Source organism: Pseudomonas sp. NFACC46-3 (assembly GCF_900114515.1).
Classification (GTDB): domain Bacteria; phylum Pseudomonadota; class Gammaproteobacteria; order Pseudomonadales; family Pseudomonadaceae; genus Aquipseudomonas; species Aquipseudomonas fluorescens_Q.
This window is the reverse complement of sequence record NZ_FOTH01000014.1, coordinates 133,623-160,213: the sequence shown is the minus strand read 5'-3', so window position 1 is coordinate 160,213 and position 26,591 is coordinate 133,623. Positions and strand designations below refer to the sequence as shown.

At 57.0% G+C, this 26,591-nt stretch carries 19 protein-coding genes; 17 read left to right on the top strand and 2 right to left on the bottom strand.

Annotated elements, in window-relative coordinates:
* The first annotated feature begins 194 nt into the window (after window positions 1–194).
* From tssI to drt3b, 10 genes are all read left to right on the top strand, one after another.
* Complete coding sequence (gene tssI, locus BM300_RS16090; RefSeq protein ID WP_092463306.1) at window positions 195–2,126, top strand: type VI secretion system Vgr family protein; 1,932 nt, start codon at window positions 195–197, stop codon at window positions 2,124–2,126.
* Between the two features lie 18 nt (window positions 2,127–2,144).
* A complete protein-coding gene (locus tag BM300_RS16085; RefSeq protein WP_092463304.1) occupies window positions 2,145–2,579 on the top strand; it encodes a DcrB-related protein in 435 nt (144 codons plus the stop codon).
* Window positions 2,580–2,642: 63 nt separating this feature from the next.
* Window positions 2,643–2,993: a hypothetical protein gene (locus BM300_RS16080; RefSeq protein WP_256575836.1), complete on the top strand. Its 351-nt coding sequence runs from the start codon at window positions 2,643–2,645 to the stop codon at window positions 2,991–2,993.
* An 84-nt stretch (window positions 2,994–3,077) separates the two neighbouring features.
* Window positions 3,078–7,460, top strand: coding sequence for an RHS repeat-associated core domain-containing protein (locus BM300_RS16075; RefSeq protein ID WP_092463302.1), 4,383 nt, complete (start codon window positions 3,078–3,080; stop codon window positions 7,458–7,460).
* A gap of 14 nt (window positions 7,461–7,474) precedes the next feature.
* The gene (locus BM300_RS16070) at window positions 7,475–7,909 is read left to right on the top strand and encodes a tetratricopeptide repeat protein (RefSeq protein WP_092221220.1); all 435 of its coding nucleotides are present in this window, start codon (window positions 7,475–7,477) and stop codon (window positions 7,907–7,909) included.
* A gap of 7 nt (window positions 7,910–7,916) precedes the next feature.
* Entirely contained in the window at window positions 7,917–8,147 is a 231-nt protein-coding gene (locus tag BM300_RS16065; protein ID WP_177344949.1) for a hypothetical protein, read from the top strand.
* 6 nt (window positions 8,148–8,153) lie between these two features.
* Entirely contained in the window at window positions 8,154–8,525 is a 372-nt protein-coding gene (locus tag BM300_RS16060) for a DUF6124 family protein (RefSeq protein ID WP_092463300.1), read from the top strand.
* Between the two features lie 512 nt (window positions 8,526–9,037).
* Window positions 9,038–9,397 carry a DUF6124 family protein gene (locus tag BM300_RS16055; RefSeq protein WP_092463298.1) on the top strand — a complete coding sequence of 120 codons (360 nt, stop codon included), beginning with the start codon at window positions 9,038–9,040 and terminating at the stop codon, window positions 9,395–9,397.
* A 392-nt stretch (window positions 9,398–9,789) separates the two neighbouring features.
* Window positions 9,790–11,136, top strand: coding sequence for an antiviral reverse transcriptase Drt3a (drt3a, locus tag BM300_RS16050; RefSeq protein ID WP_092463296.1), 1,347 nt, complete (start codon window positions 9,790–9,792; stop codon window positions 11,134–11,136).
* The gene (gene drt3b / locus BM300_RS16045; RefSeq protein ID WP_092463294.1) at window positions 11,129–13,177 is read left to right on the top strand and encodes an antiviral reverse transcriptase Drt3b; all 2,049 of its coding nucleotides are present in this window, start codon (window positions 11,129–11,131) and stop codon (window positions 13,175–13,177) included. The genes drt3a and drt3b overlap by 8 nt, the downstream gene beginning before the upstream one ends.
* A 411-nt stretch (window positions 13,178–13,588) precedes the next feature.
* On the opposite strand, the gene BM300_RS30340 is transcribed toward drt3b, so the two are convergent.
* Entirely contained in the window at window positions 13,589–14,752 is a 1,164-nt protein-coding gene (locus tag BM300_RS30340; RefSeq protein ID WP_139232364.1) for a hypothetical protein, read from the bottom strand.
* 221 nt (window positions 14,753–14,973) lie between these two features.
* Here BM300_RS30340 and BM300_RS16040 point away from each other — a divergent pair, with 221 nt between their 5' ends.
* The 4 genes from BM300_RS16040 to BM300_RS16025 all read left to right on the top strand — a co-directional run bounded on the left by BM300_RS16040 (window position 14,974) and on the right by BM300_RS16025 (window position 23,042).
* Window positions 14,974–15,618, top strand: a complete 645-nt coding sequence (locus BM300_RS16040) for an ATP-binding protein (RefSeq protein WP_177344948.1) — start codon at window positions 14,974–14,976, stop codon at window positions 15,616–15,618.
* Window positions 15,619–16,125: 507 nt separating this feature from the next.
* The gene (locus BM300_RS16035; protein ID WP_092463292.1) at window positions 16,126–17,157 is read left to right on the top strand and encodes a histone deacetylase family protein; all 1,032 of its coding nucleotides are present in this window, start codon (window positions 16,126–16,128) and stop codon (window positions 17,155–17,157) included.
* An 11-nt stretch (window positions 17,158–17,168) separates the two neighbouring features.
* Window positions 17,169–18,269, top strand: a complete 1,101-nt coding sequence (locus BM300_RS16030) for a polyamine ABC transporter substrate-binding protein (protein ID WP_092413323.1) — start codon at window positions 17,169–17,171, stop codon at window positions 18,267–18,269.
* 171 nt (window positions 18,270–18,440) lie between these two features.
* Window positions 18,441–23,042, top strand: coding sequence for a dermonecrotic toxin domain-containing protein (locus BM300_RS16025; protein WP_092463290.1), 4,602 nt, complete (start codon window positions 18,441–18,443; stop codon window positions 23,040–23,042).
* Between the two features lie 34 nt (window positions 23,043–23,076).
* Here BM300_RS16025 and BM300_RS16020 read toward each other — a convergent pair whose 3' ends face one another.
* On the bottom strand, window positions 23,077–24,624 hold the full coding sequence (locus BM300_RS16020) for a MocR-like pyridoxine biosynthesis transcription factor PdxR (RefSeq protein WP_092347323.1): 1,548 nt from the start codon (window positions 24,622–24,624) through the stop codon (window positions 23,077–23,079).
* Window positions 24,625–24,724: 100 nt separating this feature from the next.
* Between BM300_RS16020 and BM300_RS16015 the strand changes: the two genes are divergently transcribed.
* From BM300_RS16015 to BM300_RS16005, 3 genes are read left to right on the top strand one after another with little or no spacing between them, the layout of a single operon-like run.
* Complete coding sequence (locus BM300_RS16015) at window positions 24,725–25,366, top strand: FMN-binding negative transcriptional regulator (protein ID WP_092347326.1); 642 nt, start codon at window positions 24,725–24,727, stop codon at window positions 25,364–25,366.
* Window positions 25,367–25,368: 2 nt separating this feature from the next.
* Window positions 25,369–25,815, top strand: coding sequence for a GNAT family N-acetyltransferase (locus tag BM300_RS16010; RefSeq protein ID WP_092221203.1), 447 nt, complete (start codon window positions 25,369–25,371; stop codon window positions 25,813–25,815).
* A gap of 10 nt (window positions 25,816–25,825) precedes the next feature.
* Entirely contained in the window at window positions 25,826–26,512 is a 687-nt protein-coding gene (locus BM300_RS16005; protein ID WP_063323726.1) for a GNAT family N-acetyltransferase, read from the top strand.
* Window positions 26,513–26,591: the final 79 nt, after the last annotated feature.

The following is a 26,591-nucleotide window of genomic DNA, read 5'->3' as shown; positions in this document are numbered from 1 at the left end:
AATGCCTGGTAACAATCAAGAACCGGGTTCCTCTACCCCAAGCAACGAACTACATTATGCGATCAGCGTCACTACTCTGGCGATTTCATGCCTGTGCACGAGCTATCAAAGGGCGCGATCGCTTGATCTTCAACGTCAAAAGCCGGCAATCTTGCGCAGCGTCAAATGGACTGCGGCAGCGATAAGGACAACCGATGCTATTCAACCAAGCCTCACGCCTGGCCAAAGTCACCAGCCCCCTGGGACCTGAGGTGCTGTTGCTCAAGGACATGGGCGGCGGTGAAGAATTAGGGCGGCTGTTCAACTACGAGTTGCAGCTGCATTCGCTGGACAATGCCATCGACCTCAACCAGCTGCTCGGCAAGCCCATGTGCGTGAGCCTGCAGCTCGATGGCGGTGGTGAGCGCTACTTCCATGGCATCGTCGCCCGTTGCAGCCAGAACGTCGACCAAGGCCAGTTCGCCAGTTACCAGGCGACGTTGCGGCCGTGGTTGTGGCTGCTGACCCGCACTTCCGATTGCCGGATTTTCCAGAACCTGACCATCCCGCAGATCATCAAGCAGGTGTTCCGCGACCTGGGCTTTTCCGATTTCGAAGACGCCTTGAGCCAGACGTATCGCGAGTGGGAATACTGCGTGCAGTATCGCGAGACCAGTTTCGACTTTGTCAGCCGCTTGATGGAACAGGAAGGCATCTACTACTTCTTCCGCCATGAGCAGGGCCGCCATGTGTTGGTGCTGGCTGACGCCTATGGCGCCCACACCACGGCCCCCGGCTACGGTTCGGTGCCGTACTACCCGAAGAACGAGCAGCAGCGCGAGCGCGACCACATCCACGACTGGCACCTGGCCCAGGAAGTCCAGCCCGGTTCGCTTGAGCTCAACGATTACGACTTCCAACGCCCCAGCGCACGCATCGACGTGCGCTCGGCCATGCCGCGCCCACACACGGCTGGCGACTATCCGCTGTACGACTACCCCGGCACTTACGTGCAAAGCACCGACGGCGAACACTACGCCCGCACCCGCATCGAAGCCTTGCAGAGCCTGCACGAACAGGTGGAACTGGCCGGCAACGCCCGGGGCCTGGGCTCGGGGCATCTGTTCAGCCTCACCGGCTTCAGCCGCCAGGACCAGAACCGCGAATACCTGATCGTCGGTGCCCGCTATTACATTTCCCAGGAAAGCGGCGAGACCGGCGGCGGCGCGCCGTCGGCCCAGTTCGAAAGCAGCTTGACCTGCATCGACGCCCAGCAGAGTTATCGCCCACTGGCGACTACCCACCGCCCCATCGTCAAGGGCCCGCAAACCGCGTTGGTCGTGGGCCCCAAGGGCGAGGAAATCTGGACCGATCAGTTTGGCCGGGTGAAGGTGCATTTCTACTGGGACCGGCACGACCAATCCAACGAAAACAGCTCATGCTGGATTCGGGTGTCGCAATCCTGGGCCGGGAAAAACTGGGGCTCGATGCAGATCCCGCGCATCGGGCAGGAAGTGATCGTGAGCTTTCTCGAGGGCGACCCGGACCGGCCGATCATCACCGGTCGCGTTTACAACGCGGAACAGACCGTGCCCTACGACCTGCCTGAAAACGCGACCCAGAGCGGCATGAAAAGCCGTTCGAGCAAGGGTGGTACGCCAGCGAATTTCAACGAAATCCGCATGGAAGACAAGAAAGGCGCCGAGCAGCTGTACATCCATGCCGAGCGCAATCAGGACATCGTGGTCGAGGTGGACGAGAGCCACTCGGTGGGCCATGACCGCAACAAGAGCATCGGCCACAACGAAACAGTGACCATCGGCAACAACCGCCTGCGCATCGTCAAGCAGGAGGACATCCTCTCCGTTGGCCAGCGCAAGACCGACAGCATCAGCCAGAGCTACGTCATCGAAGTGGGCGAGAACCTGCGCCTGGTGTGCGGTGAAAGCATCCTGGAGCTCAACGCCAGCGGCCAGATCAACCTGAGCGGCGTGCAGATCAGCTTCTACGCCAGCGGCGATGCCGAGTTCAACACTGGCGGCGTGCTGCACCTGAACAACGGCGGCGGCCCCGGTGCCACGCCGGACGGCCAGGGCGTCAAGGGCAGCATCGACGCCAACATCAGCGCCGCGTTCCCCAAGGGCTAACTTCGAGATTTATGCGCCATGACCTACCGCCTCAATGAATTCCAGCTCCAGCTGCCGCCCAGCGAGTTGCTGGACGCGACGATCAACATCCTCAAGTTCCCCGAACTGGGCACCTCCTTGATCGTCAGCCGCAGCCTGCTGGCCGACGGCGAGACCCTGCAAAGCAACCTCGACGACCAGCTCAAGCGCCTGGAAAAACAGGTCCAGCAACTGCGCTGCCAACCGGGCGCCACCGTGCGCGTGGGCGCCAACCAGGAAGTCGAAGCCATTGAATTGCGCAGCCAGTTCAACAAGGGCAACGAAAAGGTCTTCCAATATCAGCTCGCACTGGTACTGCCCGGCACTCGCAAGATGCTTGCCTTGAGCTATGTGAAGGCCGAGAAACTCGGCGATGCCGAAGCCGTGCATTGGGCGACGATCAAGGGGTCGCTGGTGTTCTACACCCAACCCTGACCCTTGTGGGAGCGAGCTTGCTCGCGATAGCGGTGGGTCAGCTTGCATGGATGCCGGATAACGATGATGCAGCCCCGGCTGCTGTCGACGTACAACCCTACCGGCAACACACTGATTCCTTTGGCAGGTTTCAACATGGGACTGGAAGACGAATACGTGGGCGATGACGGTTGGCGAAGTTTTGTACGCTTGTATGAAGAGGATTATCTCGATGACAGCGCGCGTACGTTGGCCAAGGCCATGGATGAGCACCTTGATTTGGCCGTCGTGCTTTATGGTAAAAGAGGGCTCGAAGAAGGGTTGTGGTGGATGGAGCAAAAAGTGCCCGCGCTAGGTGATCTACGCCCTACCGATTGTCTCAAGAAACCAAAGCTGATCAAGCGCCTGAAAATGGCATTAATGGGCATGCCGTAACCCACAAGGACACCGGCGCAATGGAAGGCACCAAATTGCTTGAACCCACGATCATCCGCCCCCCTACCCGCCTGAGCAACGTGCATGTCTGACGCGCTCTGGGCCGCCCGCCTGGGCGATGCACTCAACCACACCTCAATGATGGCCGACATCCTCGGCGGCGTGCTGGAGGTGGCGGCCAATATCGCGATCACCGCCCTGGCGACCGCCGCAGTGGTCGCGGCCACGGGCATCACCGTCGCCACCGGCGGCCTGGGCTGCTTCGTCCTGGGCCTGGTGGTGGGCACCGTCGTCGGCCTGGCCATGAGCAAGACCGGGGCCGACAAAGGCCTGAGCAATTTATGCGAGGGCATCGGCAACGCCCTCTTTCCGCCCACGGTGCAGGCCAACATCCTCACCGGTTCCAAGGACACCTTCACCAACAACATCCCCTCGGCCCGCGCCGCCGGCGCTGTGGTTTCCCATGTGGCGCCGGCCGGCACCGAACTGGAAATGCCCGAGCCGGAAGAAGAACCCAGTTACCTGGACATGGCCGGGAATTTCTTCTCGCAGATGTGGCGCCCCACTGTCGCCTCGCCCGCCCCCGGTACGGAGACCCGACCGGAAGACCTGGTGATCTGCACCAAGCACCCACCCATGCCACCGCAGTTCATGGCCGAAGGCTCGGAGAAGGTCACCATCAACGGCCAGCCCGCCGTGCGCAGCGGCGACCGCAGCACCTGCGATGCGACGGTGGTGTCGGCTGGACTGATCTCGCCCAACGTAACCATTGGCGGCGGCTCGGTGGTGGTGCGCGAGATCCGCAGCGGCAAGACCCCGGGCGTGGGCCTGGCGGTCACCGCGCTGCTGATGCTCAAGGGTGGCAAGGGCAAGTTCTTCAGCAAACTGCCGTGCATGCTGGTGGGCGGCGCGGTGTCCATGGCCGCCAGCAGCGCGGCGAACGCGGCCGCCAACGCCGCCATGGGTTCATCGAACCCGGTGCATGCCGCCACCGGGGCCAAAGTGCTGGGCGCCGACGAGGATCTGGATTTCGTCTTGCCCGGCATCCTGCCGATTGACTGGCAGCGCGTCTACAACAGCCGTGACGAACGTCGCGACAGTTTGTTCGGTGCCGGGTGGAGCGTCGCCTACGAAGTCCAGGTGGAAATCCAGCCTCATCCCGAGGGCGGCGAAACCCTGATCTACACCGACGAACAGGGCCGGCCCATCGACATGGGTTCGATCCCCTTGGGCGGCGCGGTGTTCAGCGCTGGCGAAGGCCTGGCCGTGCGCCGCCATGTGAACGGGCAATTGCTGATCGAAAGCGAAGACGGCCTGTACCGCTTGTTCGAACCTTCGCCAGCCAACCCATCACACTTGCGCCTGAGCCAACTGGGCGACCGCAACGACAACCGCATCCACCTCGACTACGACGACGCCGGACGCCTGGTACGGCTGCGCGACACCTTCGACTTGGTGCACGTCGAGCTGATCCGCGCAGGCGAACGCGTCACCCACATCGAGCGCCTCTACCCCGACCAATCGCGGGAAGTGCTGGTCAGCTATGCCTACGACGCAGCCAACACCCTCGCCGAAGTGCGCGACGCCACCGGCCAGGTGCAACGGCGCTTTTGCTACGACACCGGGCAACGGATGGTCGAGCACCAGTTGCCCAGCGGCCTGCATTGCTTCTACGAATGGGACCTGATCGACGACCAGGAATGGCGCGTGGTCCGGCACTGGACCGACGAAGGCGACGCCTACCAGTTCGACTATGACCTCAAGGCCGGCATCACCCGCATCAGCGACAGCCTGCAACGCGTCAGCACTCGGCACTGGAACAGCCAGCACCAGATCACCCACTACATCGACAACCTCGGCCAGACCTGGCTGTTCGAGTGGAACGATGAGCGCCAGATGCTCAGCGCCACCGATCCACAGGGCGGCCAGTACCAATTCAACTACGACGACGCGGGTAACCTGATCAGCGAAACCGACCCATTGGGCCGCAACGAATCCACCCTCTGGCTCGAACACTGGGCCCTGCCGCTGGTGGACACCAACGCCGCCGGCCACAGCTGGAAGTACCGTTACGATCAACGCGGCAACTGCACGACGGAAATCGACCCGCTGGGCCACGTCACCCGCTACCGCTACGACACCCACGGCCAGGTCGTGGAGATCATCGACGCCACCGGCAAAAGCAAAAAACTGCGCTGGAACCCGTTCGGCCAATTGGTGGAACACGTCGATTGCTCGGGTTACCCGACGCGCTTCAGCTACGACGCGCGCGGTTACCTGCACACCATCACCGACGCCCTCGGCGAGCGCACCCAATTCAGCTACGACGCCCAAGGGCGCCTGCTCGGCAGCCAATTACCGGACGGCCGCACCGAACACTACCAGCGCGACACCGCCGGCCACCTCATCGGCTACACCGACCCGGCCGGGCACACCACGCTCTACCAACACAACCGCCGCGGCCAGGTCCGCCAACGCACCGACGCCCAGGGTCGGCAAGTGCAGTTCACCTACGACAGCTTCGGCCGGCTGCAAGCACTGACCAACGAGAATGGTGAAAGCTACCGGTTTGCCTGGGACGCCGGGGATCGGTTGACCGAACAACAAGACCTGGATGGTAGCGCCAAGCGCTACGACTACGACCGCCTCGACAACGTCGCGGCAGTGACGGCGATGCCCGCGCCCTACGGCACGGGCCTGGCGCTCATTCCCGAAACACCGCCGGCATCCATCGTCCATCGCCTGGAACGCGACGCCGTAGGCCGGCTGATCGCCAAGGTCACCGACGATGGCCGCACCGAATACAGCTACGACCCGCTGGACCAACTCACCGCCGTCACTTTCACCGACCTGCAGGGCAACGCCCAGACCCTGAGCTTCGCCTACGACGCCCTCGGTCAATTGCTCGCCGAAAACAGCGCCGCCGGCAGCCTGCAGCACCACTACGACGAACTCGGCAACCTGATCCAGACCCAACTGCCCGATGGCCGCTGGGTCAACCGCCTGTACTACGGCAGCGGCCATCTACACCAGATCAACCTCGACGGCCAGGTCATCAGCGACTTCGAACGCGACCGCCTGCACCGCGAAGTGCTGCGCACCCAAGGCCAGATCAGCACCCGCAGCGAATACGACCGCAGCGGCCGCTTGCGCACGCGACAACGCCGCCACAGCAGCCAACCCTCGCTGCTGCCGGCGGCGGTGCAAAAACACTTCGAGTACGACCCCGCCGACAATCTCATCGGCAAACTCGACCAGCAACCCGCCGCGCAACAGCGCCAGCTACTGCACTACGACGCCACCGGCCGCATCGTCGCCAGCCAGGACAGCCTGCACGGCCAACGCGAGACCTTCACCTACGACGCCGCCGCCAACCTGCTGGACGGCCCGGCCCCCGGCGCCGGGCTGGTGGTGCACAACAAACTGCTGACCTACCAGGACAAGCGCTACCGCTACGACGCCTTCGGCCGGCTGATCGAAAAACGCAGCGCCAAACGCGGCGTGCAACACTTCGCCTATGACGCCGAAAGCCGCTTGATCGAGGTGCGCAACGACGACGGCAGCGTGGTCAACATGGCCTACGATCCACTGGGCCGGCGCATCGAAAAAACCGAACACGACAGCAATGGTTACCCGCTGGGCGAAACCCGCTTCACCTGGGACGGCCTGCGCCTGTTGCAGGAACACCGCCACCAGCAAACCAGCCTGTACCTCTACGAAGACGACGGCTACGAACCCCTGGCCCGCGTCGATGGCAGCGGCCTGCTGCAAAAGATCCGCTACTACCACAACGACCTCAACGGCCTGCCGGAACAACTCACCGAGGCCGACGGCCACAACGTGTGGCAGGCCACGTATCGGGTGTGGGGCAATACGCTGGAAGAAGTGCGTGAACCGTATTACATCGAAGAGCAGAACCTGCGATTCCAGGGGCAGTACCTGGACCGGGAAACCGGGCTGCATTTCAATACGTTCAGGTTTTATGATCCGGATGTGGGGCGGTTTACTACGCCGGATCCGATTGGGCTGAACGGTGGTCTGAATTTCTACGCCTACAGTCCCAACCCCTTTGGATGGATCGATCCACTGGGTCTATCTTGTCGCCTGAACTCTGTAGGCAGAACCCCTGGGAAGAGCAGCCGTACCGGCAAAGCGGTGATCGCGCGGATGAGAGCCGAAGGAAAAATAATCGGTACCGGGAAAAACATGAGATTCCAGAGCACCGACAAGAAATGGTATTCGATTAAAGACGCTGACATGGCTCATAAAACGGATGCCGTTAAATACTGGAACTCCAAAGGCGGTTTCCATGGGGCTAAAACCAAAGAAGTGAGGGGATGGATGCGCGACCCTGACAATTATGAGCTGGAATATTATTCCCATAACCGGTCCAAAGGCGCGCTCCTGACGGATCGATATAGGGACCCCGGCGATTTTATTGGTCCCGCAGAAAAGCCCATTTACTAGTAAAGGAACGTCATATGAAAGACTTGGCAGATGAAAGCCCGACGCTGGCAGACGAAATAATGCGCATCATGGCGTCGGGTAATGAGCTCGATGAGCAAAGCAAAAAAAATGAAGCTCAAGCCCTGTACCAAAAAGCTTGGGACCTGCTTCCTGAACCGAAGCTGGAGTGGACACCTTTGTCAGCCTGGGTCACAGGTTCTTTTTTCAACCTGCATTTCGACAATGGGGATTTCGCGGCGGCTAAAGACTGGGCACAAAAGACCTTGGATGGCCGGGAGTCGGACATCGATACAGGGCCGCTGATTAACTTGGGAATGGTCTATTTTGAGCTGGGAGACCACGCGCAGGCTTATAGGTACTTTGATGACGCCTACAGCTTCGGCAAGGCTCGAGCCTTTCAAGAAAGACCCAAAAAATATCTGAAGTTTTATTTGGAAAAAAAGGCCTGACCAAGGCATGGCTCTAGAGCCCTCACGGCCATTCGGCGAAACCTCAAGCCAGTGGGGCAAGGTCGAGCAGGATTTAAAGAAGCGCGACTATGCGTTGTACTTCGGGGTGTGCGAGGGCGAAGAGATTTTCTACAACATCACGCGGGTCCCGTCGGACAACCGTGTGCTTGCAAGATATCTGCTGGATAATCCTTGGGGCGGAGGAAAGGGCAAGGCATTGCTCGAGGGGTTTCATTAACGAATCATCTCTCCCGCAGCATGGGCTAGCCGATCCAGTCGGTACTCCCAGGGTCGCACCTCTGCGTCCACTCAATCCAAAACGAAGAAACAAGACGAAGCAGAAAAGCGCGCCCTGGATTACTACCTGCTACCGAAGCCGGAAAAATCCGAAAATGCATCCAAACCGGGCCAGCTATTCACCGTGAAAAAAAACGCCGACAACGAATGCCTGCTCGCCAACCTTAGCGAAAACCTGGCATCCGCCGACGCGATGATCAGCAACCTGGCCTTCGACCTGGAAGGCCCCCGCCGCCACATCGCCCTCGGCATCCAGCAACTGATTGAACTGAGTTCATTGCTGGCCAGCCGTGTGCTGGATAACGTCGACCCACGCTAGCCGCTCCAGCATCAATCCCGTGGCGAGGGAGCTTGCTCCCGCTCGGTGGCGAAGCCGCCCCAAAACGGCCGGCGCATTCCTACAGACAAACCGCATCAGCCGATTTACGACGGCTGCGCCGCCGAGCGGGAGCAAGCTCCCTCGCCACGGATCCTGGGGCATTACGAAGGTTTGTTTATTCTCCCTCCGCAACACTTCCACCAAGCTACGAATCCTTGCGCCATTGCCTACAACTACGCCAGAATCCGCCCGCTTGTGCGCCTTGCTCATGGGTTCTATCGTTTCCCTGCCACTGCCCATCAGTGGTCGGGTTTAGTAGCCCGGTAGTAGTAGTAACGGTTGCATGAGTCTCATCAGTCAGGCATTGCCTGCACTCGATGGTGGCTGTGCGCATGGCGCCTTCGGGCGCGCCGGGATCCGTTACCTCTACCGGTCTACTAACTTGCGCACAGCTGCCTCCTTTCGTTTAGTAGCGAGATGGTTGCGGCCTACTCATTAGAGGTAACGCAACGATGTTCAAAATTACTCCAAATCCTCCTGAAACTGACTCAACGTCTACCCATTCCGGTCGCAAAAACAAAAAGCACGACGAAGCTACCAATCGAGCCTTGGATTACTACCTGCTACCGAAACCGGAAAAGTCCGAAGATGCATCCAAACCGGGCCAGTTGTTCACCGTGGCAAAAAACACCGACAACGAATGCCTGCTCGCCAACCTCAGCGAAAACCTGGCATCCGCCGACGCGATGATCAGCAACCTGGCCTTCGACCTCGAAGGCCCCCGCCGCCACATCGCCCTCGGCATCCAGCAACTGATTGAACTGAGTTCATTGCTGGCAAACCGAGTGCTCGATAACGTCGACCCACGCTAGCCGCTACAGCATCAATCCCGTGGTGAGGGAGCTTGCTCCCTCGCCACGGATCGCCTACACCTCAAAAGCAAGCATGTAACCCGCTGCTCCCCATGATGATCTCTCTCTAGCCACAGACAGCAACCGGCCAAAAGCAGCCATTAACGACCGGCAGCAACAGTAGAAAACGGCCAAAAGCGCCCCATCGGATTACTAGAAAGTCAGAGACTCTTCAACCAATCGCGGATTTGTTCAAAATTTTGCATTGGGAGGATGAGCAACTCAAACGACCATTGCCTAGCTAAATCTATCTTAAGACCGGTATTGTGACTCGAAAATCGGGTACAGTCCGTTAGTGAGCATATCGAAAAAGACAGTTAGTAAGAATAAATTATGGAAGGGTCATCTTGTCTATGGATCAGTCTTTTTCAATAAAAAATCTTAATGACTTACTCAAAGGCGATAGGGAGAAAGGAGGGGATCTTGAAGAACGATATATTCCTGCTGCCTTCGATATAAGAGTCAAGCTCTACGAACTGAACAAACTTAAATCATTTTCGAGGTACCGATTCCGCACTGGAAAAATTACGCCAGCGTTCTATGAGAAGCGTATGTCGCGTCTGACTATGGTTATAGACAAGCGCAAAATTCAGCACGGACGTTTAGTTGACTTTGAGCTTGAAAGAGTCTCTAAGATAATTAGTGGAAAAGAATTCAGAATAAATGTAGCTCTCCTACCTGCTCTGGTTGGAGGGAAAAAAGTTTACGGAGTCGGGAATAGTTTAGAGCAGGTTCTTGCAATTAGATTTGTTCAAAGAGCACTGAAGGTTCTGTACGAGCTCCGCATGCCGCCACGCGATACACTAGTTAGTCAAATAAAGTCATTAGCTTTAGATGGCGTACCCAAGTATATAATAAGGTCGGATGTCGAGTCGTTTTATGAGTCTGTCAGGCACAAGGAGTTGCTTGATGGAATTCACCAGGCTCCAGAGCTATCGGTACTGATTAAAAGGATTTTAACGCGACTTATGAAAGATTATGTCGTTGTTTCGGGGGACGAAAACGGATTGCCGCGCGGCATAGGAATAAGTGCATATCTATCTGAGATATATCTGTCGAGTATTGACGCTGAAATTAGACGGCAAGATAATTTATTTTATTACGCCAGATATGTTGATGACATGGTGCTTATGTATGCCCCCCAGCGAAAGGAGCTTGCAGCGAAATATTTAGAAACTCTCAGCGAAATACTTCATGGAAAGGGGCTAAAATTCAACGATAAAACGAAATCCATTAATTTGCTAGAAGAGTTCAAAGGTAAATTTGATTACCTTGGATATACATTTGACGTATCTAGTAGCACTTCCGGCGTACAACTGAGCCAAAGAAAGATCAATAAATATAGATCGCGTATCGACAAAGCTTTCTCAGACTACAACTCAAAGTTCACATTCATTCCAAAGAAGTCTGAAGAGGAGTTGGTGCTTAGGTGTCTTTTCTTAACCGGAAATATGCGCTTGTTCAATAGGAAAAGCAACGCATTCATCGGTGTTTACTTCAGCAATAAGTATATAACTGACACTAGTCAGCTTTCCGGATTAGATCACTACTTTCGCAATAAAATCAAAGGCGTAGCTAGTCCATCATTGGCGAGAAAGCTCTCGAAGCTATCTTTTGAAAAAGGCTTCAAAGAAAAACTATTTAGAAATTTTGATTCCAAGCAGCTTTCAGAACTTTCGCGAGGTTGGAAGCATGTCTAGAAAAAAAGCATTATCTATAAACTTTCCTGTAGAACGGGTAGTGTTGTCTGATGTGCTTCCATATGAAGTTCCGATAGTTTTTTCGAATAGATATTTTTATAGATTCCTATGTGAGCACGATATAAAGTTTAACGGAAACAGAATTTCATGGCGCTACAGCGATGAAGTGCTAGACAACCTTGTAAAAATGGTTCTAGGTGTTCCGCCTACTACGGCTGTTCGACATGCTGCCGATAACGGCAGACCTGTATCCATAATAGAACTAGAAAAATCAGACCTTGTCCATACTGTTCCTTTCATTTTCTCGACTACGCATAAGCAGGATCAGTTGCGCCAGTTGTCGCTAATGCACCCAAAGGGTCAGTTGCTGGTAGTAGATTTCTATGACCAATTTAAAGATCTGATGATTTATTACACTGGTCGAAGTGAATTCAGCCTACGATCACCAAGGCGAGTTGCTGGGTGTACGTATATTGACTTTCGCTCGCAAATTGAGCGGCAGGATAAATCTGACACTTTGGTAGAAGTAGATGGCGAAAATTATGAGAACTTAAAATCTTTTTTTGTATATGAACGGTTCAGTAATGTTTTCAAATTTTACGAGTCGAGAGAGCACCTCCGTAGCGAGCGCGATTTCAGAACCCTTACAAAGTTTGATGTTTCAGGGTGTTTTGATAGCATATATACTCACTCGCTAGCATGGGCGATATACGGAAAAGATTTTGCAAAGCAGAATCTTAAAGCTATATTAGGATCATTTGCGGGTAAGTTTGACTCATTGATGCAAAAGTTGAATCATAACGAAACGAATGGGATACTAATCGGCCCGGAGGTTTCAAGAATTTTCGCTGAAATAATCCTCCAGGCAGTTGATATTGATATAGCAAGCAAATTGCTTGAAAAGGGATATGTACATAACTCAGACTTTAAGATTTATCGCTACGTAGATGATTACTTCGTCTTCTACAATAGTGATGAAGTCTGTCACCAGATAAAAATGACACTTCAGGAAAGTTTAAAGCTATATAAGCTATCATTAAATAAGGGGAAGGAGGAAACTCTAGGGCGCCCTATAATCACGCCGATATCTATCGCAAAAAAGCGTATCTCTGATCTTTTTGATCGTGCGCTAGCTTATGAGGTCGCTTCAGAAGTTAAGGAGGGTGAAACATTTCCAAGGGGTCAGATTTATATTGGCAGGTCTTCACTTATAACTGACTTTAAGTCCATTCTTGCAACCTCTGGAGTCAACTATGGCGAAATTCTTAATTACTCTCTTTCAGTAGTCGAGCGAAAAATTGGCTCTTTGATTGAATCTTACAAAAAAATAGAGAAAGTTAGCGGTGTCGATAAAAGTTTTTCAAAATCAATGGAGGCTCTTCTAGGCTTTGTATTTTTTATCTATGCGGTATCGCCAAAAGTCAACACAACGATTAAGCTTTGTCGAATATGTCAGCGCGTTCTTTCTTTTTATAAGCTTGAGACCATAGGGCTCAGCTATGAGGCATTAATCTCGCAAGTGATATACGAAAGATGCCGGAGCGTTATGGGTCATAATTCAGACGGTAAAAGCGCGAAAATTGAGGTCATGTATCTTCTGGTTTTAATGCGCCAGCTTGGTAAAAACTATCGTATAGATGAAAAAGTGCTGGGCCATAGCTTCGGCTTTGAATTTTTAGACGGGCATTATCAAGCGAAATCCAGTTTGAATTATTTCTCCATAGTAACTCTTCTTTTTTATATAGAAAACAAAACGCGTTATTCATTACTAAGAAACGCTTTGGAAAAACATATATTGGAGAGATTTAGGCTGAAGCAGGACTCGTTGGTCGGTGACTCTGAAATGATTCATTTAGCGTTAGATCTTATCGCATGCCCCTTCGTGAGTAATGAGACCAAGATTAGAGTTTTACAGTTGTACGGCGTGCCTGCAAACAACCTGCTAAGAATTCAAAAGTATAGCGAATATTGGTTCACCAAATGGGGCGAATTCGACTTTTCTAAAGAGCTAGACGCTAAGGTCAGTCAGGAAGTATATTGAGCGGGATGCATCACGCACACAGAAGACCGTTTGCGGTCGCACACACCAGCATCATGGCCCGGTTGTTCTATGCACGAAAACCTTGCCTCGTTGAATCCTCGTGAGTTCTGCGGTCTTGACTCCTTCACTTTCCTCATAGCTTTAGGCCTACCAGGGGAGTGAAGGATGCTCGATTATCTCAGCAATGATCCCGGATGGCTGCATTTGGCCGATTGCTGGCCCTCGCGACGGGCTGCAATCGACCCAAAGCTGACGATGGCGACGGGCAGAGGTCGGCCAGTACCTGACTTTCAAAGCGTCTACTAAAAAAGGGACGGTTCAGCCAGCTTCTTCAGTAAAAAAACAGACACCATCCAGTGAAACGTCCGCCCAAAAACCGGTTTTAGAATTAGTGTGTTTTTAAAAAACTAATTAATGCCAGTCTCCGACGTATACGGTTTCAACGTATACCTCTGCATTTACACAAGGTAGAGAATCTACGAACTTATCTTTTATGCACACCCAAAAAAGGGCCTTAAATGATATTAATCCAGTGGCCACATCAGTGAAAATTACCGCTAGGACGACAGCTGCAAGTGCGGAATTTTCTGCGCAATTACGAATTGATTTTTCATAGTTGATTATGCTATTCGGCACCGAAATTGCGGCTATCAAGTGATATTCTTGGTCTCGGAGTTGGAACTCAGGATAGTAGAGGTCGAAACTGACACAACCTATTTTTACCGTGTGCCAATCCCATTCCCAGCGAGTAGCAGGAAGGGCATCTGAACGAGCCACCTGCCAAGCTGTTATTTTATTGTCATTACATCCAATTCTCTCTTGATTTTTACCCATCTCATCCACAGCATCCTCTATAGGATCGCAAACGCGTTTAATACGCGCCCCACGCTTTGACTCAAGTTCTGAATTACTTATCGGCTGGGCAGTCTCTTCAGAAAATGATGTTTTTTGTTTGCTTCCCGCGTTATCTTTTGGGCATGCTAGCTCGTTAGGAGTTGGAACTGGCTTGAGGTGGCTCCTCTTAGCCTCCTCCTTCATCAACTTTAAAATGTAATCTTCTCTTAGCCTCTGACGCATTGAGTTTTCTTTGTTTTGATCAAGCCTCCTGTCAGTTAAAATTTTTACTGTGTAGCAGCGTGAACACCCGAATGAAAATGGGCTTATATCTGGATTTAATTTAAGAAATTTGTCTGCATAGCGATCCACATCTCCTTCTGCAAATGTATATGAGCTAAATGCTCGCTCTATTCGACTTTTCACTTCCTCTGAAATGTCATTTTTGATGTACAGGAGTACTGCTGTCGTTATTAGAATTTTCTTGCTAGCCGTTGTACTTATAGTGAATTTGTTTATTTCCTGTCCCTTATCTAGGAGGGTCCAGTACTGTACGACAGTCCATGGAACGTCAGCGCTGGCGATGGCAGTGCCCAACTCGAACGGTTTAATCGTGGATGGATGATAATCAGGAATGTTTTCTGCCGGCGATTTCCAGTCCTGACCAATCGAACCGTGTTGAACGAACGAGACCAACTCTTCACTTGATAAATCAATTTTCGAATTTCCGGAAAAGATCATTTTTATTCCACCTCACATAAGTTATGTGCATGTTTTCTTCGCTAGTTAATGCAGAAACAGTGATGACGGCACATGCATAACTGTAGTCAAGAATCCTCCATGCGAAAGTTTTCAACATGGAACCCGTTCTGTTGCATGACTTCCAGTTGGGAAGAGTCGGTGCGTCCTGCAACTTATCGGCGTCTATGAGGGGGCCAGGCGCAACTTGAGAGCGTCCGCTTTTGGCCGTTAGCGGCCAGATTGTTTGTCCAACCGGGCCTCTTTCTCTGGTCGACACCATCACCCAACACGCCGCCTGCGAAGTGGCCCTCGAGCATAAACATGGCCTGCCGGACCGCCCGGCCTTACTGACCCAACTCATCCAGACCGGTGATCACTTCATGGTCCCCAGCTACATTCCCGCTTGCTGGGCCACTTTGCGCCGCTGGCAGGAAGCGCAAATCGAGGGAAGCACATTGGCGACAAAACGCGAATATGAATGGATCGATCATGCGCTGACACGGATTACCCAACAGTTGCGCGATGAAGAGCGCTACCTGGCAGGACGGCGCGCGCCTAATGGGCGTAGCGAAAGCGCCATCAACATTGCGCTCATCCGTGAGGTCGACAAGCTGCACAACACCCGCGCGCGCCTGGCTACGCTGCGCACCGCGTCGGTCAGCGAAAAAGACGTTTACGGAAGCCTGGTGGAACAACCCGAGCAACTGGCACACAACCTGGCCCGCTGGCAGGCACACCCGGAGAACAGAGTGGCAGAGCAGCTGGCGATGGCACCGACCCTGGATGACGATAGTGATTTGATCCGCGGTGCCCATGGGTATGCGATCGGTAAACCCTATACGCTGGATCTCGATTCCATCATCTGAGCGACAGCTGCTCCGCCGAGTGGGAGCAAGCTTCCTTGTCATGGACTGCGTACGCTTCAGGCCGGGGATGTATGTGATGCCGCCATCGCGAGCGAGCTCGCTCCCACAGGAGGTTGGCGGCGGGTGTCCATGATTGAAACGATGCACTGAATGGCCGATCTCAGGGGGGACCGGTCATTTATTTACTCTCCCACCCTTGCCCTGAGCAGTCTGATCGCTGCTACGTTTTCCAAACGTTCTAAGCCAGCCTCTTCCGGGCAGACCGCATTCACCGACCTGCGACGGCTACGCCGCCGAGCGGGAGCAAGCTCCCTCGCCACAAGATCACCGCCTCGCCATTGAAGCAGCCCATGCCCCAACCCTGCGCACACCCGCGCCAACAAGGGGCGATTTACGGTCAAACTTATTGGCCATTTCGATCCCCTTTTGGCCTCTCCTGCCGTTCTCTGAAACGCCGCGCGCCGCAAGACTGTGTTCAAACCGACTAGCCTTGCGGAGAACAAAAACATGCTGACGATCTACTCAGACGACCACCACCTTCACCACGGGCGCTGCGAGTTGATGGATGGGCAATTGATGCCCTGCTTCGAGATGCCGTCCCGGGCCGATCATGTGTTGGAGCGGGTCAAGGCGCGGGGGCTGGGGCCGGTGGAGGCGCCGCGGGATTTTGGCTTGGGGCCGATCCAGCGCATCCACAGTGCGGCGTACCTGGAATTTTTCAAAGGCGCCTGGGACCGCTGGGCCAAGTACAACCGCGACGGTGATTTGTTGCCCTTCACTTGGCCGGCGCGAACGCTGCGTTCGGTCATCCCCACGAGCCTGCACGGCCAGTTGGGTTATTACAGTTTCGACGGCGGTGCGCCGATTACCGCCGGTACTTGGCAGGCGGCCTACAGCGCCGCGCAAGTGGCCCTCACCGCCCAGGCGGACATCCAGCGCGGCGCGCGCAGTGCCTTTGCGTTGTGCCGCCCACCGGGGCACCACGCCGCGGGCGATTTGATGGGTGGTTATTGCTACCTCAACAACGCCGCCATCGCCGCCCAGGCTTTTCTTGACCAGGGCCATCAGAAGGTCGCGATCCTGGATGTGGATTACCACCACGGCAACGGCACTCAATCGATTTTCTATGAGCGCAGCGACGTGTTGTTCGCGTCGATCCACGGTCACCCCGAGGCGGAGTTTCCGTTCTTCCTGGGATATGCCGACGAGCATGGCGAGGGCGACGGCGAGGGCTTCAATTTCAACTACCCTTTGCCGGCCGGCTCCGGCTGGGACACCTGGAGCGCGGCGCTGGAGCAGGCCTGTGGGCAAATCCGGGGTTACGACGCCGATGTCATCGTCGTGTCCCTGGGTGTCGACACGTTCAAGGACGACCCCATCTCGCAATTCAAGCTCGACAGCCCGGATTACCTGGCGATGGGCAAGCGCATCGCGGCGCTCGGCAAGCCGACACTGTTCGTGATGGAAGGCGGCTACGCGGTGGCAGAAATCGGCATCAATGCCGTGAACGTTCTTGAAGGTTTCCAAAGCGCCCCATGAGGAATCACAGCATGAATAGACTCAAGCGTTTTATGGCTCCAGCCGTGTGCGCCGCGCTGCTTTGCGGCGCTGTCCAGGCCGAGGAGCGCACCTTGCGCGTCTACAACTGGTTCGACTACATCACGCCCAAGGCCCTGGACGATTTCAAGGCCCAGAACAGCCAGGTCAAGCTGGTCTACGACATCTTCGACACCAACGAGGCCCTGGAGGCCAAGTTGCTGACGGGTAACTCCGGCTATGACGTGGTGGTGCCGTCCAACGTGTTCCTGGCCAAGCAGATCGAGGCCGGGGTGTTCCAGCCCCTGGACCGCAGCAAGCTGCCGAACTGGAACCACCTCGATCCCAAGCTGATGAAGCTGATCGAAGCCAACGACCCGGGCAACAAGTTCGCCGTGCCCTACATGTACGGCACCATCCTGATCGGCTTCAACCCGGACAAGGTCAAGGCCGCCCTGGGCGACAACGCGCCGGTGGACAGTTGGGACCTGATCTTCAAGGAAGAGAACCTCAGCAAGCTCAAGCAATGCGGCGTGGCACTGCTCGATTCACCTTCGGAGATCCTGCCCCTGGCCTTGCAGCACCTGGGCCTGGACCCCAACAGCAAGAAGCCGGCGGACTACGCCAAGGCCGAAGCGCTGATGATGAAGATCCGCCCGCACATCACCTATTTCCACTCGTCCAAGTACATGGCCGACATCGCCAACGGCGACATTTGCGTGGCGGTGGGTTACTCCGGCAGCTTTTCCCAGGCGGCCAACCGCGCCAAGGAGGCCAAGAACGGCGTGACGGTGGACATGCGCCTGCCCAAGGAAGGGGCGCCGATCTGGTTCGACATGCTCGCCATTCCCAAGGGCGCCGCCAACCCAGGGGACGCCTACGCCTTCATCAACTATTTGCTGCAACCGCAGGTGATCGCGCCGGTCAGTGATTTTGTCGGCTATCCGAACCCGAACAAGGACGCGACCGACATGGTCGACCCGGCGATCCGCAACAACCCCAACCTGTACCCGACCGAGGCGGCGATGACCACGCTCTATACCTTGCAGCCGTTGCCAAGGGACGCCGAACGGGCGCGGACGCGGGCCTGGACGCGGATCAAGTCGGGCCAGTAGCTCTGCCTGTAGCAAGGTTTGTCTGGCCCGGGGATAGGGTGGCCTCTTACCCGGGCTGACACTGCGCCCTATACATAGTTACCACCCTCCCTGTTTTGCCGCGCCCTAGCATGGCGTTCCCGAAGCGTTCGGCTTTGGGCATGCCATGTATCGCGAGACAGGGAGACTCAGATGACCCAACCCTTAACCCCTACACCCGCCGCACCCGACGCCAGCGTTGGCGACGCGGTGCTCAACCAGTTGCTCGCCGGCCCGACCTCGCCGGAGGTAGCCGCCGCCCTTCTGCGCAGTGCGCTCAAGAAGCTCTATCCCCATTTGCATCTGGACCCGAACAATACTGTGATCGGTGAACCGGACTGGGAAATCGTCGACGGCCAGATCGTTGAGCGGCCCACGCGTTACCAGACACTCAGCAACATGCTGGCGGCACGGATGAATGAGGACTATGCGACGCTGCTGATAGAGGGCTTTCACTTTCTGACCCACCTGCCGCTGACGACCCCCGAGGTGCACCTGCCGGTGCGCATCGCTCAGATCGGCAGCCTGATCAATGAACTCGCGCCCGTCATGGTGTCCGCCTGCCAAGAACAGCAACTGGCGTACTGGAACGCCACGATCGGCACCGCGCCGCCGCGCTGGCATGAGCTCTCCAGCCTGCTGCACAGACTCTGGGACGTTAAGCAGGTCAAGGGCTGGACGGACTCCGACTGTGCCATGGCCAGGCAACTGTTCCTGTACCCCGACCTGCAGGACCGCAAGGCCAACGACCCTTATGACACCCATGCGTACCTGATCGACATCGATGAGGTGGATGGCGACAAGTTGACACGCATGGTCGACAACTCCCTGGTGGTGCTGATCGGAACCGTCGACAAAAAACAGACCATCCTCGCCTACTCGCTGCGTCGCAGCTACGAGAAGTTCGATTCGCTGCAAGCATTCGGGCAGACCCTGCCTGATCATCTGGGCAACGTGGAGGGCAAGAGGATCCAGTGGCGCTTCTTTGAGCCCGAAGGCAACATTTTCGATCACAAGGCCTGCGGCTTGATTGCCACCCAGGTACAGATCCTGGGCTCTCCCGAGATCCTGAAAGGGTTCATGACCGACGACAGCGAGCAGCCCGCGCTCAGAGGCACACAGACCGACACCGGTCCTGATGCGGCCTGGTACGAGAAGCAGATGCCTGACTGGCTCCAGCAAGCATCGACGTCCGACCAGATCCTGTTCGCCCAACACATGAAGAACCTGTCCGCGCTGAGCAGCTCCCATGCCGGCAAGACCTACCTGGACGATATTCCCCCCATCAAACACTATGCGCTGAACGCGTTGAAACAACAGATGCAATCGGAGCATGCCGACGCCGCGACGCTCGACCCGCAACGGATCGAACTGCAAATCCGCAGCCCCGTTGTCTGGGGCACCTTCGTTGTTCCCGGCAAAATCGAGATCACGCGGCTCAACCTCGTCGACCTGGCGCTACAGAACCTGATTGCGCTGCCCCTTGGCGACAAAGTGGTCCGGTCTCTCGACGGCGACAAGCTGCCCGGATGGATGACGGTCGATTACGTCGAAAATCTGGTGACCAAGGTCGACATCGGTCGCGTTTATCCCGAACTGGTCAAGAGCAAGCTACTGGGCGATACCGTCGAATCGACCCGCCGGGAAAATCTCTACACGGCTCAGCTACGCATCCAGTTACCCATGCTGGCTCTGGAGAGCAAGATTCGCGGCGATTGCAACATCGACGAGCGTGGCTACCGTTACATCGCCGCCGTGATGGAGACCGACGAAGCCGAGCGCAAGGTCGACGGGCAGACGATCGTCATGCGCGAGCTGGCTTTCGTCTCCGGCCAGTCCCAGGGCACTGCGGGGGACGTCGTGACCAACATGTTCGTGATCGGTCCGCAGGATTTCGATGCAGGTCCCTGCGTGCTCTATCGCCCGCTGCTGGAACCGCAGCTGTGCCAGTATCCGACGCCGAGCAATCTGATCTACGCCATCCGGCAGACACCCTCCTTGCGTCAATCGGTGCTGGCCTGGCTGCCCGACGGAGTACGCGAGAACTACAGCCGATACCTCTTTTCCGGGCCGATCCCCTCGCCCTGGATGATCGTCGAATTCGCCACCGACCCCTTCTCTTCGTGGACCAACAGCGCCCCCGTCAGCTTGAGCAACCAGACTCTGGGGGCGGATTTCCTGCCGCGGTTGTTCAGGTCCAATGCCGAGGCCTTGACCGCCCTCGCTGATCGTCAGTCTGTGTCCAATAGCGAGAACCGCTGGGAAACCTTCAAACAGGCCAGTTGGTTGATTTTCAACCTGGCCCTGCCCTACCTCGGGGCTGCAGCAGGCACCGCCATCTGGCTTTGGCAAATCCTCGACGACGTTGAAACGATGACACAAGGCGATGAAGAAACCGACAGCCAGGCCACGTGGGAAGCGTTTGTCGACTTGTTGCTGAACATGGCCATGGCAATTACCGCACATGCCATCGAGCGCGCCCGGGAGAATACTGGCAGCCGCGTGACAGAAGCCCCCCAGGTCGTGCCCGAGCTGGAAAAACTGGCCAAGCCTGCGCCCATCATCGAGCAATTCATACCGCCCAAGGACACCAGGCTGCCCGCCGAGCACTACGACACCATTCATTCCAGTGGCGCCTTGGCGGGCAAGTCCGGCGAGCATGCCAAGCTGCTCAGGCCCTTGAGCGTCAACAAGCCCGAGCACGCCGAACAGCTCAAGAGCGAAGGCCCGCTCAAGGGCCTCTACCAACAGGGCGATGATTGGTTCGCCAAAATGGCCGACAAGTGGTTCAAGGTAAAAGTGGAAGGGGACCATGTGTCCATCGTCGACGAAAAAGACCCCTCCCACCCAGGGCCGGCACTGATGCGCCATGCCCACGGCGAATGGCATGTCGACACGCGCCTGCGTCTGCGCGGTAGTGGATCGAAAGGTGCCCGGCAGGAGGTCATCGCCGATGCCAGGCGCCGTGGCACTCAGCTGCTGGCCCAGTTGACTCGCTTCGAAGAAAAGAAAATCGAAGGCCAGAAGTTGCTGACCATGGATGCCAAGGAGCTGGGTAAGGCGTCCGGCTCTGCCAAGGAGCTCAAACGCATCATCTATTTGAGTACGTTGAAGACCCAACGGGAAAGCTACGAAGAAGCGTTGAAGATCCTGACCGAATGGCCGGTCTTTCAATCAAGGCCCGACGCGCCTCAAGTCCGACTCGGCTACTTGAACGCGCAGATCAATTTTACGTTCGAGGAAATAGACGCGCTGAAGGCTCGCTTCACCCCCGCCCTGAGAGAAGCCCTGGACATGGCCACTTCGACAATCGAGGAAATCGAGCAGCAACACGTCGATGCTGCCGATGCCATGATCCGGGTCGGTGACGACATGATCGAGCGCCTGGATTACATGGAAACCCGCTTCTACCGACTCAAGAAGCAGGGGCGCGAAGGCTTTGAATTCCTGCGCCAGCACCGCGGGAAAATGCCGGCCTACAAAAGCGATGCGATCCGCCTGATCCAGTTGGACATGTATCGCCACCTCTGCCTGTCGCTCGACAGCATCCACACCGTGCCTGAGGGGTGGGCAGATCTCAACCAAGTGGTCGATAACATCACGGTTGCATTCCAAAGCCTGCACGACGCCATCGAGGAGCGAAGTGTGATCAGGCTGGACGAACAGATCGATGCATTTGGCAGCCTGACGGAACAGTTCACCGCCATCGAAGAACATCTCGAATACCTGGGCGATGAATATAAGGCCAGTGTGCGCCCGGCAGAACTCAATCGACTGATAAAGCAGATTGGCCAGACCAAGAAACGCGCAGTCCGTCACCTGGCCTGGGCCCTCGATGAGCGAAGCAACCGGCGCAGCCTCGGCAACCCGTACGAGCAGCGCCCCCGGCCTCGGAAAAAGTTCATCAGGGCGCGTTTCTGGGGTCTGGTCAGTGGCGAACCCCGGCTCTCGAAAACCAAGGAAGAGACGGGCTGGGTCGATGTGAAAAACCCGCTTTCAGAAAAAATCATTGCCACGTTTCATCGCAAGGAAACCGGTGAGTGGGTGCCTCACGTCATCGCCGAAGCGCCGGCGCCCGTTCCTGCGTTGGCAACCAGCATCACCAAGGGCAAGGCCCTGATTGACGGGCTGGCAGCGTTCAAGACGCAAATCCAGGAATACGCCAACAAACCCAGTCGATCACCCACCGGCATCGGGATGATTCTGAATGCACACGCAGGCCGCATGGAGAAAGTCGCCGTGGCGATCACCAAGGCGCTGGACAATGCCTCTAACGAAACGGTGGGTGTGTCGGCCCAAGAGCGGCAGTTGGCCGAGTCCACCCGCAAAGCACTCAAGCAGGCGTCCAAGACGCTTTATGAGGAAGGGTTCGAAGGCATCCTCAAGGTCATCAAACAACGGCCACCGACCATGAGTGGCTTGATATGGCTTAAAAGCCGGAACCAGATTTCCATCACTCGGCAAAAGAACCGGCAACGCCTCCGAGGTCCTGTTTATGGCTATCTGGACCGGTACGAGATCAAGGACCTGAAAGAGAACAAAACGCTGTGGTTCGCCGACTTCCGTTATTCCACTGACTGGGCGCCTGCCCATGCTTATCTGTCGGCGCGTTTGAAAACACCGGAACAAGTCAGCCTGGGCCGGGCCGCCGACTCGACCAAGGAGTTGACCCAGCGGCAACTGATCGATCTTTACCGCAGCGAAATCGCCGTGGACCAGGCCAAGGAGGTATTCTTTCCAAAACGACTGTCGTGACGGACAAAGCCAGGCGTCTGTCGACGCCCGGCACTCATGTCGGCCAGGCCTTCGCCAGACGCGCCAGCGCGGCATCGATCGTCGCAGGTGGGACCGCCGCGAACCCCAGCACCAGCCCCGCCCGTACCTGCGTCGGGGCAGTGGCAGGCAACCAGTAGCTGCTCAAGCCATTGACCTCGACGCCGGCTTCGGTGGCCCGGGCGATCAGCTCGCGCTCGCGCTCGATGTTGTCCACCGGCACCGTGACGTGCAATCCGGCGACGACCGTGGGCATGGCGCCGACGCCGTTCAACGACTTCGGCCAACCGGCCAACAGCGCATCACGCCGGGCCAGCGCAGCGCGGCGCATGCGCCGGATGTGCCGCTGGAAATGTCCGGCGGCCATGAACTCGGCCATCACCGCTTGGGTGCTGACTTCCGAATGGCGCACATCCACCGCGCGGCGGCGGGCGAACGCATTGACCAGGCCCGGCGGCAACACCAGGTAGCCCAGGCGCAAGGCCGGGAACGCCACTTTGCCGAACGTGCCGACGTACAGCACGCGCCCCTGGCGATCCAGCGCCGCCAAGGGTGCCAGCGGCGCACCGCTGTAGCGATATTCACCGTCATAGTCGTCCTCGACGATCCAACCATCGTTGCGTTCAGCCCAGGCCAGCAGCTCCAACCGCCGTGCGAGGCTCATGACCACCCCGGTCGGGTATTGATGGGACGGCGTGACGTAGGCCAACCGACAATGGCTCAACGTATCGAGCGCCGAGCAATCGAGGCCTTCGCTGTCGACCGGCACGCCTTTCACCTCGGCACCGGCCACGGCGAACGCATGCCCGGCCGCGCGGTAGCCCGGGTTTTCCACAGCCACGACGTCGCCGGGGTCCACCAACAGCTGTGCACAAAGGCTGATGCCCTGCTGCGCGCCGCTGGTGATCACAATTTGTTCAGCGGTACAGTGCAGGCCACGGGAGCTGCGCAGGTAGGCCGCGATCAGGCCGCGCAAGCGTGCGTCACCTTGCGCGTCGCCATAACACAGTTGCTGCAGATCCGGCTTGCGCCAGAAAGCCGCATTCAGCTTGGCCCAGACGTCGAATGGGAACAAATCGAACGCCGGAACGCCGACCCTGAACGCCTTGGGTGGGCCACTGGGCGGCTGGGGCAAATGGTGTTTTTCGACGCGGTTCAAGGCATCGCTGTGGATAACTTTACTGGATGGGCCCACAGGCAAATCGAGCCAATCTGTGGATAAGGCTGTGGGTAAGCCTGTTGAAAACCCTGTGGGTACTTTTGTGGATATGTTTTTCAGCGGCAGTGTCGTCGAAGACAGTTTCGCCACATAAGTCCCATCGCCCACGCGCCCTTCGATGAAGCCCTCGGCATAGAGCTGGTCGTAAGCCCGCACCACGCTGTTGCGGGAAATCGCCAAGGCCGCCGCCAGGTCACGGCTGGCGGGCAGACGCGTGCCACTGGCCAGGCGCCCGTCCAATACTCGCGCGCGTAACGCCTGATACAGCTGACGACTGAGCCCCTGACGGCGGTCCAGCTCGATTCCGGCGGGGTTGAACGACAGGGGTGGCACGGCGGTGTTCATGATGATCCTCGCAAATGGACCTATCGAATTGGTCATAAGTGGCTCTTACAACAGACCAATAGCCTGCCTAGGATGCTCCCATTCGCCAAGGAAAATCGTCATGTACAACCCAAAAGCCTTTGCCGTCGAAGACCTGCCCCAACTGCATGGCATGATGAATGATTGCCGTCTGGCCGTATTGATCACGCACGGTGAACACGGCTTGCAGGCCAGCCACTTGCCGCTGTTGCTGGACACCCAGCAAGGCCCCAATGGCAGCCTTTACGGGCACATGGCCCGGGCCAATCCACAATGGCGCGACCTGCAAGCCGGCGCCGAAGCCTTGGTGATCTTCGCCGGGGCCGATGCCTATGTGAGCCCGGGTTTCTACCCCAGCAAGGCCGAACACGGCAAAGTCGTGCCAACCTGGAACTACGTGGCGGTGCACGCCTACGGCACGGCCGAGGTGTTCAGCGACCCTCATCGTCTGCGCGACCTGGTCGGCGCCCTCACCGATCGCCACGAAAGCGGTCGCGCCCAGCCGTGGACAATCGATGACGCACCGGCCGAGTACATCGACAGCATGCTCAAGGCTATTGTCGGTTTCGCCCTGCCGATCCAGCGCCTGGAGGGCAAACGCAAACTCAGCCAGAACCGCAGCCCGGCGGATGTCGCCGGCGTGCGCAACGGCCTCGCCGCCAGCCCCGACCCGCAGGACCAGACGCTCGCGCGGCTGATGCCTGATCCATCGTCCAAGGAGTGAATATGAGCCAGACCGAAATCCGCCTCGTCAGCGCTGACGATCACGCCGCCTGGCTGCCGTTGTGGCAGGCCTACTTGCGTTTCTACAACACCGAATTGCCGGACGCGGTCAGCCAAAGCACCTGGAAACGTTTACTCGACGACCGCGAGCCAACCCACGGCGCCCTGGCCTGGAATGGCGACACGGCGGTGGGCCTGGTGCATTTCATCTACCATCGCTCGAACTGGAGCATCGAAAACTCCTGCTACCTGCAAGATTTGCTGGTGACGCAACAGAGCCGCGGCACCGGTATTGGCCGCCAGCTCATCGAGTTCGTCTACCGCACGGCCAAGGCCGATGGTTGCTGCAAGGTGCACTGGTTGACCCATGAAACCAACGCCACCGCGATCCAGCTCTACGAGCGCATCGCCGAGCGTCCAGGCTACATCCAATTTCGCAAAGCCCTTTAAGGAGCGCAGCATGTCGACTTCACTCGCCGATTGGAAAGGTGTCCCGGCGCCGTCTACGCAACTGATCGAAGGGCGTTTCATCCGCCTGGAAAAACTCGACCCGGCCCGCCATGCCGACGGCCTGTGGCAAGCCCTTGAAGGTCCCGGGGCCGACCCGAAGCTCTGGGATTACTTGCCTTACGGCCCGTTCAAGGACCGCGGCGCTTTCGATGCCTGGCTGGACAATCATGCGGCCAATACCGACCCGTACTTCTTCAGCGTGATCGACCGTGCCAGTGGCGACGTGCAGGGCATTCTCAGCCTGATGTCCATCGTCCCGGCCCAGGGTCGCATCGAGATCGGCCACGTGACCTTCGGCGCGCCGATGCAGCGTTCGCCGAAGAGCACCGAGGCGGTGTACTTGTTGGCCAAGGAGTCTTTCGCCCTGGGTTATCGCCGCCTGGAATGGAAGTGCAACAACGGCAACGCCCGCTCCAAATATGCCGCCGAACGGTTGGGGTTCACCTTTGAAGGTGTTTTCCGCCAGCACATGGTGGTCAAGGGGCAGAACCGCGACACCGCGTGGTACTCGATGCTCGACTCGGAATGGCCGGCGATTGGGGCGGGATTCGAGCGGTGGCTGAGTGAGGAGAACCAGCGCGAGGGTGGGCAGGTGCTGGGGTTGGTGGAGTGTCGGTCGTCGGTTGTGGGGGACTGAGGGTCCGCTATCGCGAGCAAGCTCGCTCCCACAAGGGATCTGCGGTGAACGCTGGATCTGTGGACACTGAAGCCCCCCC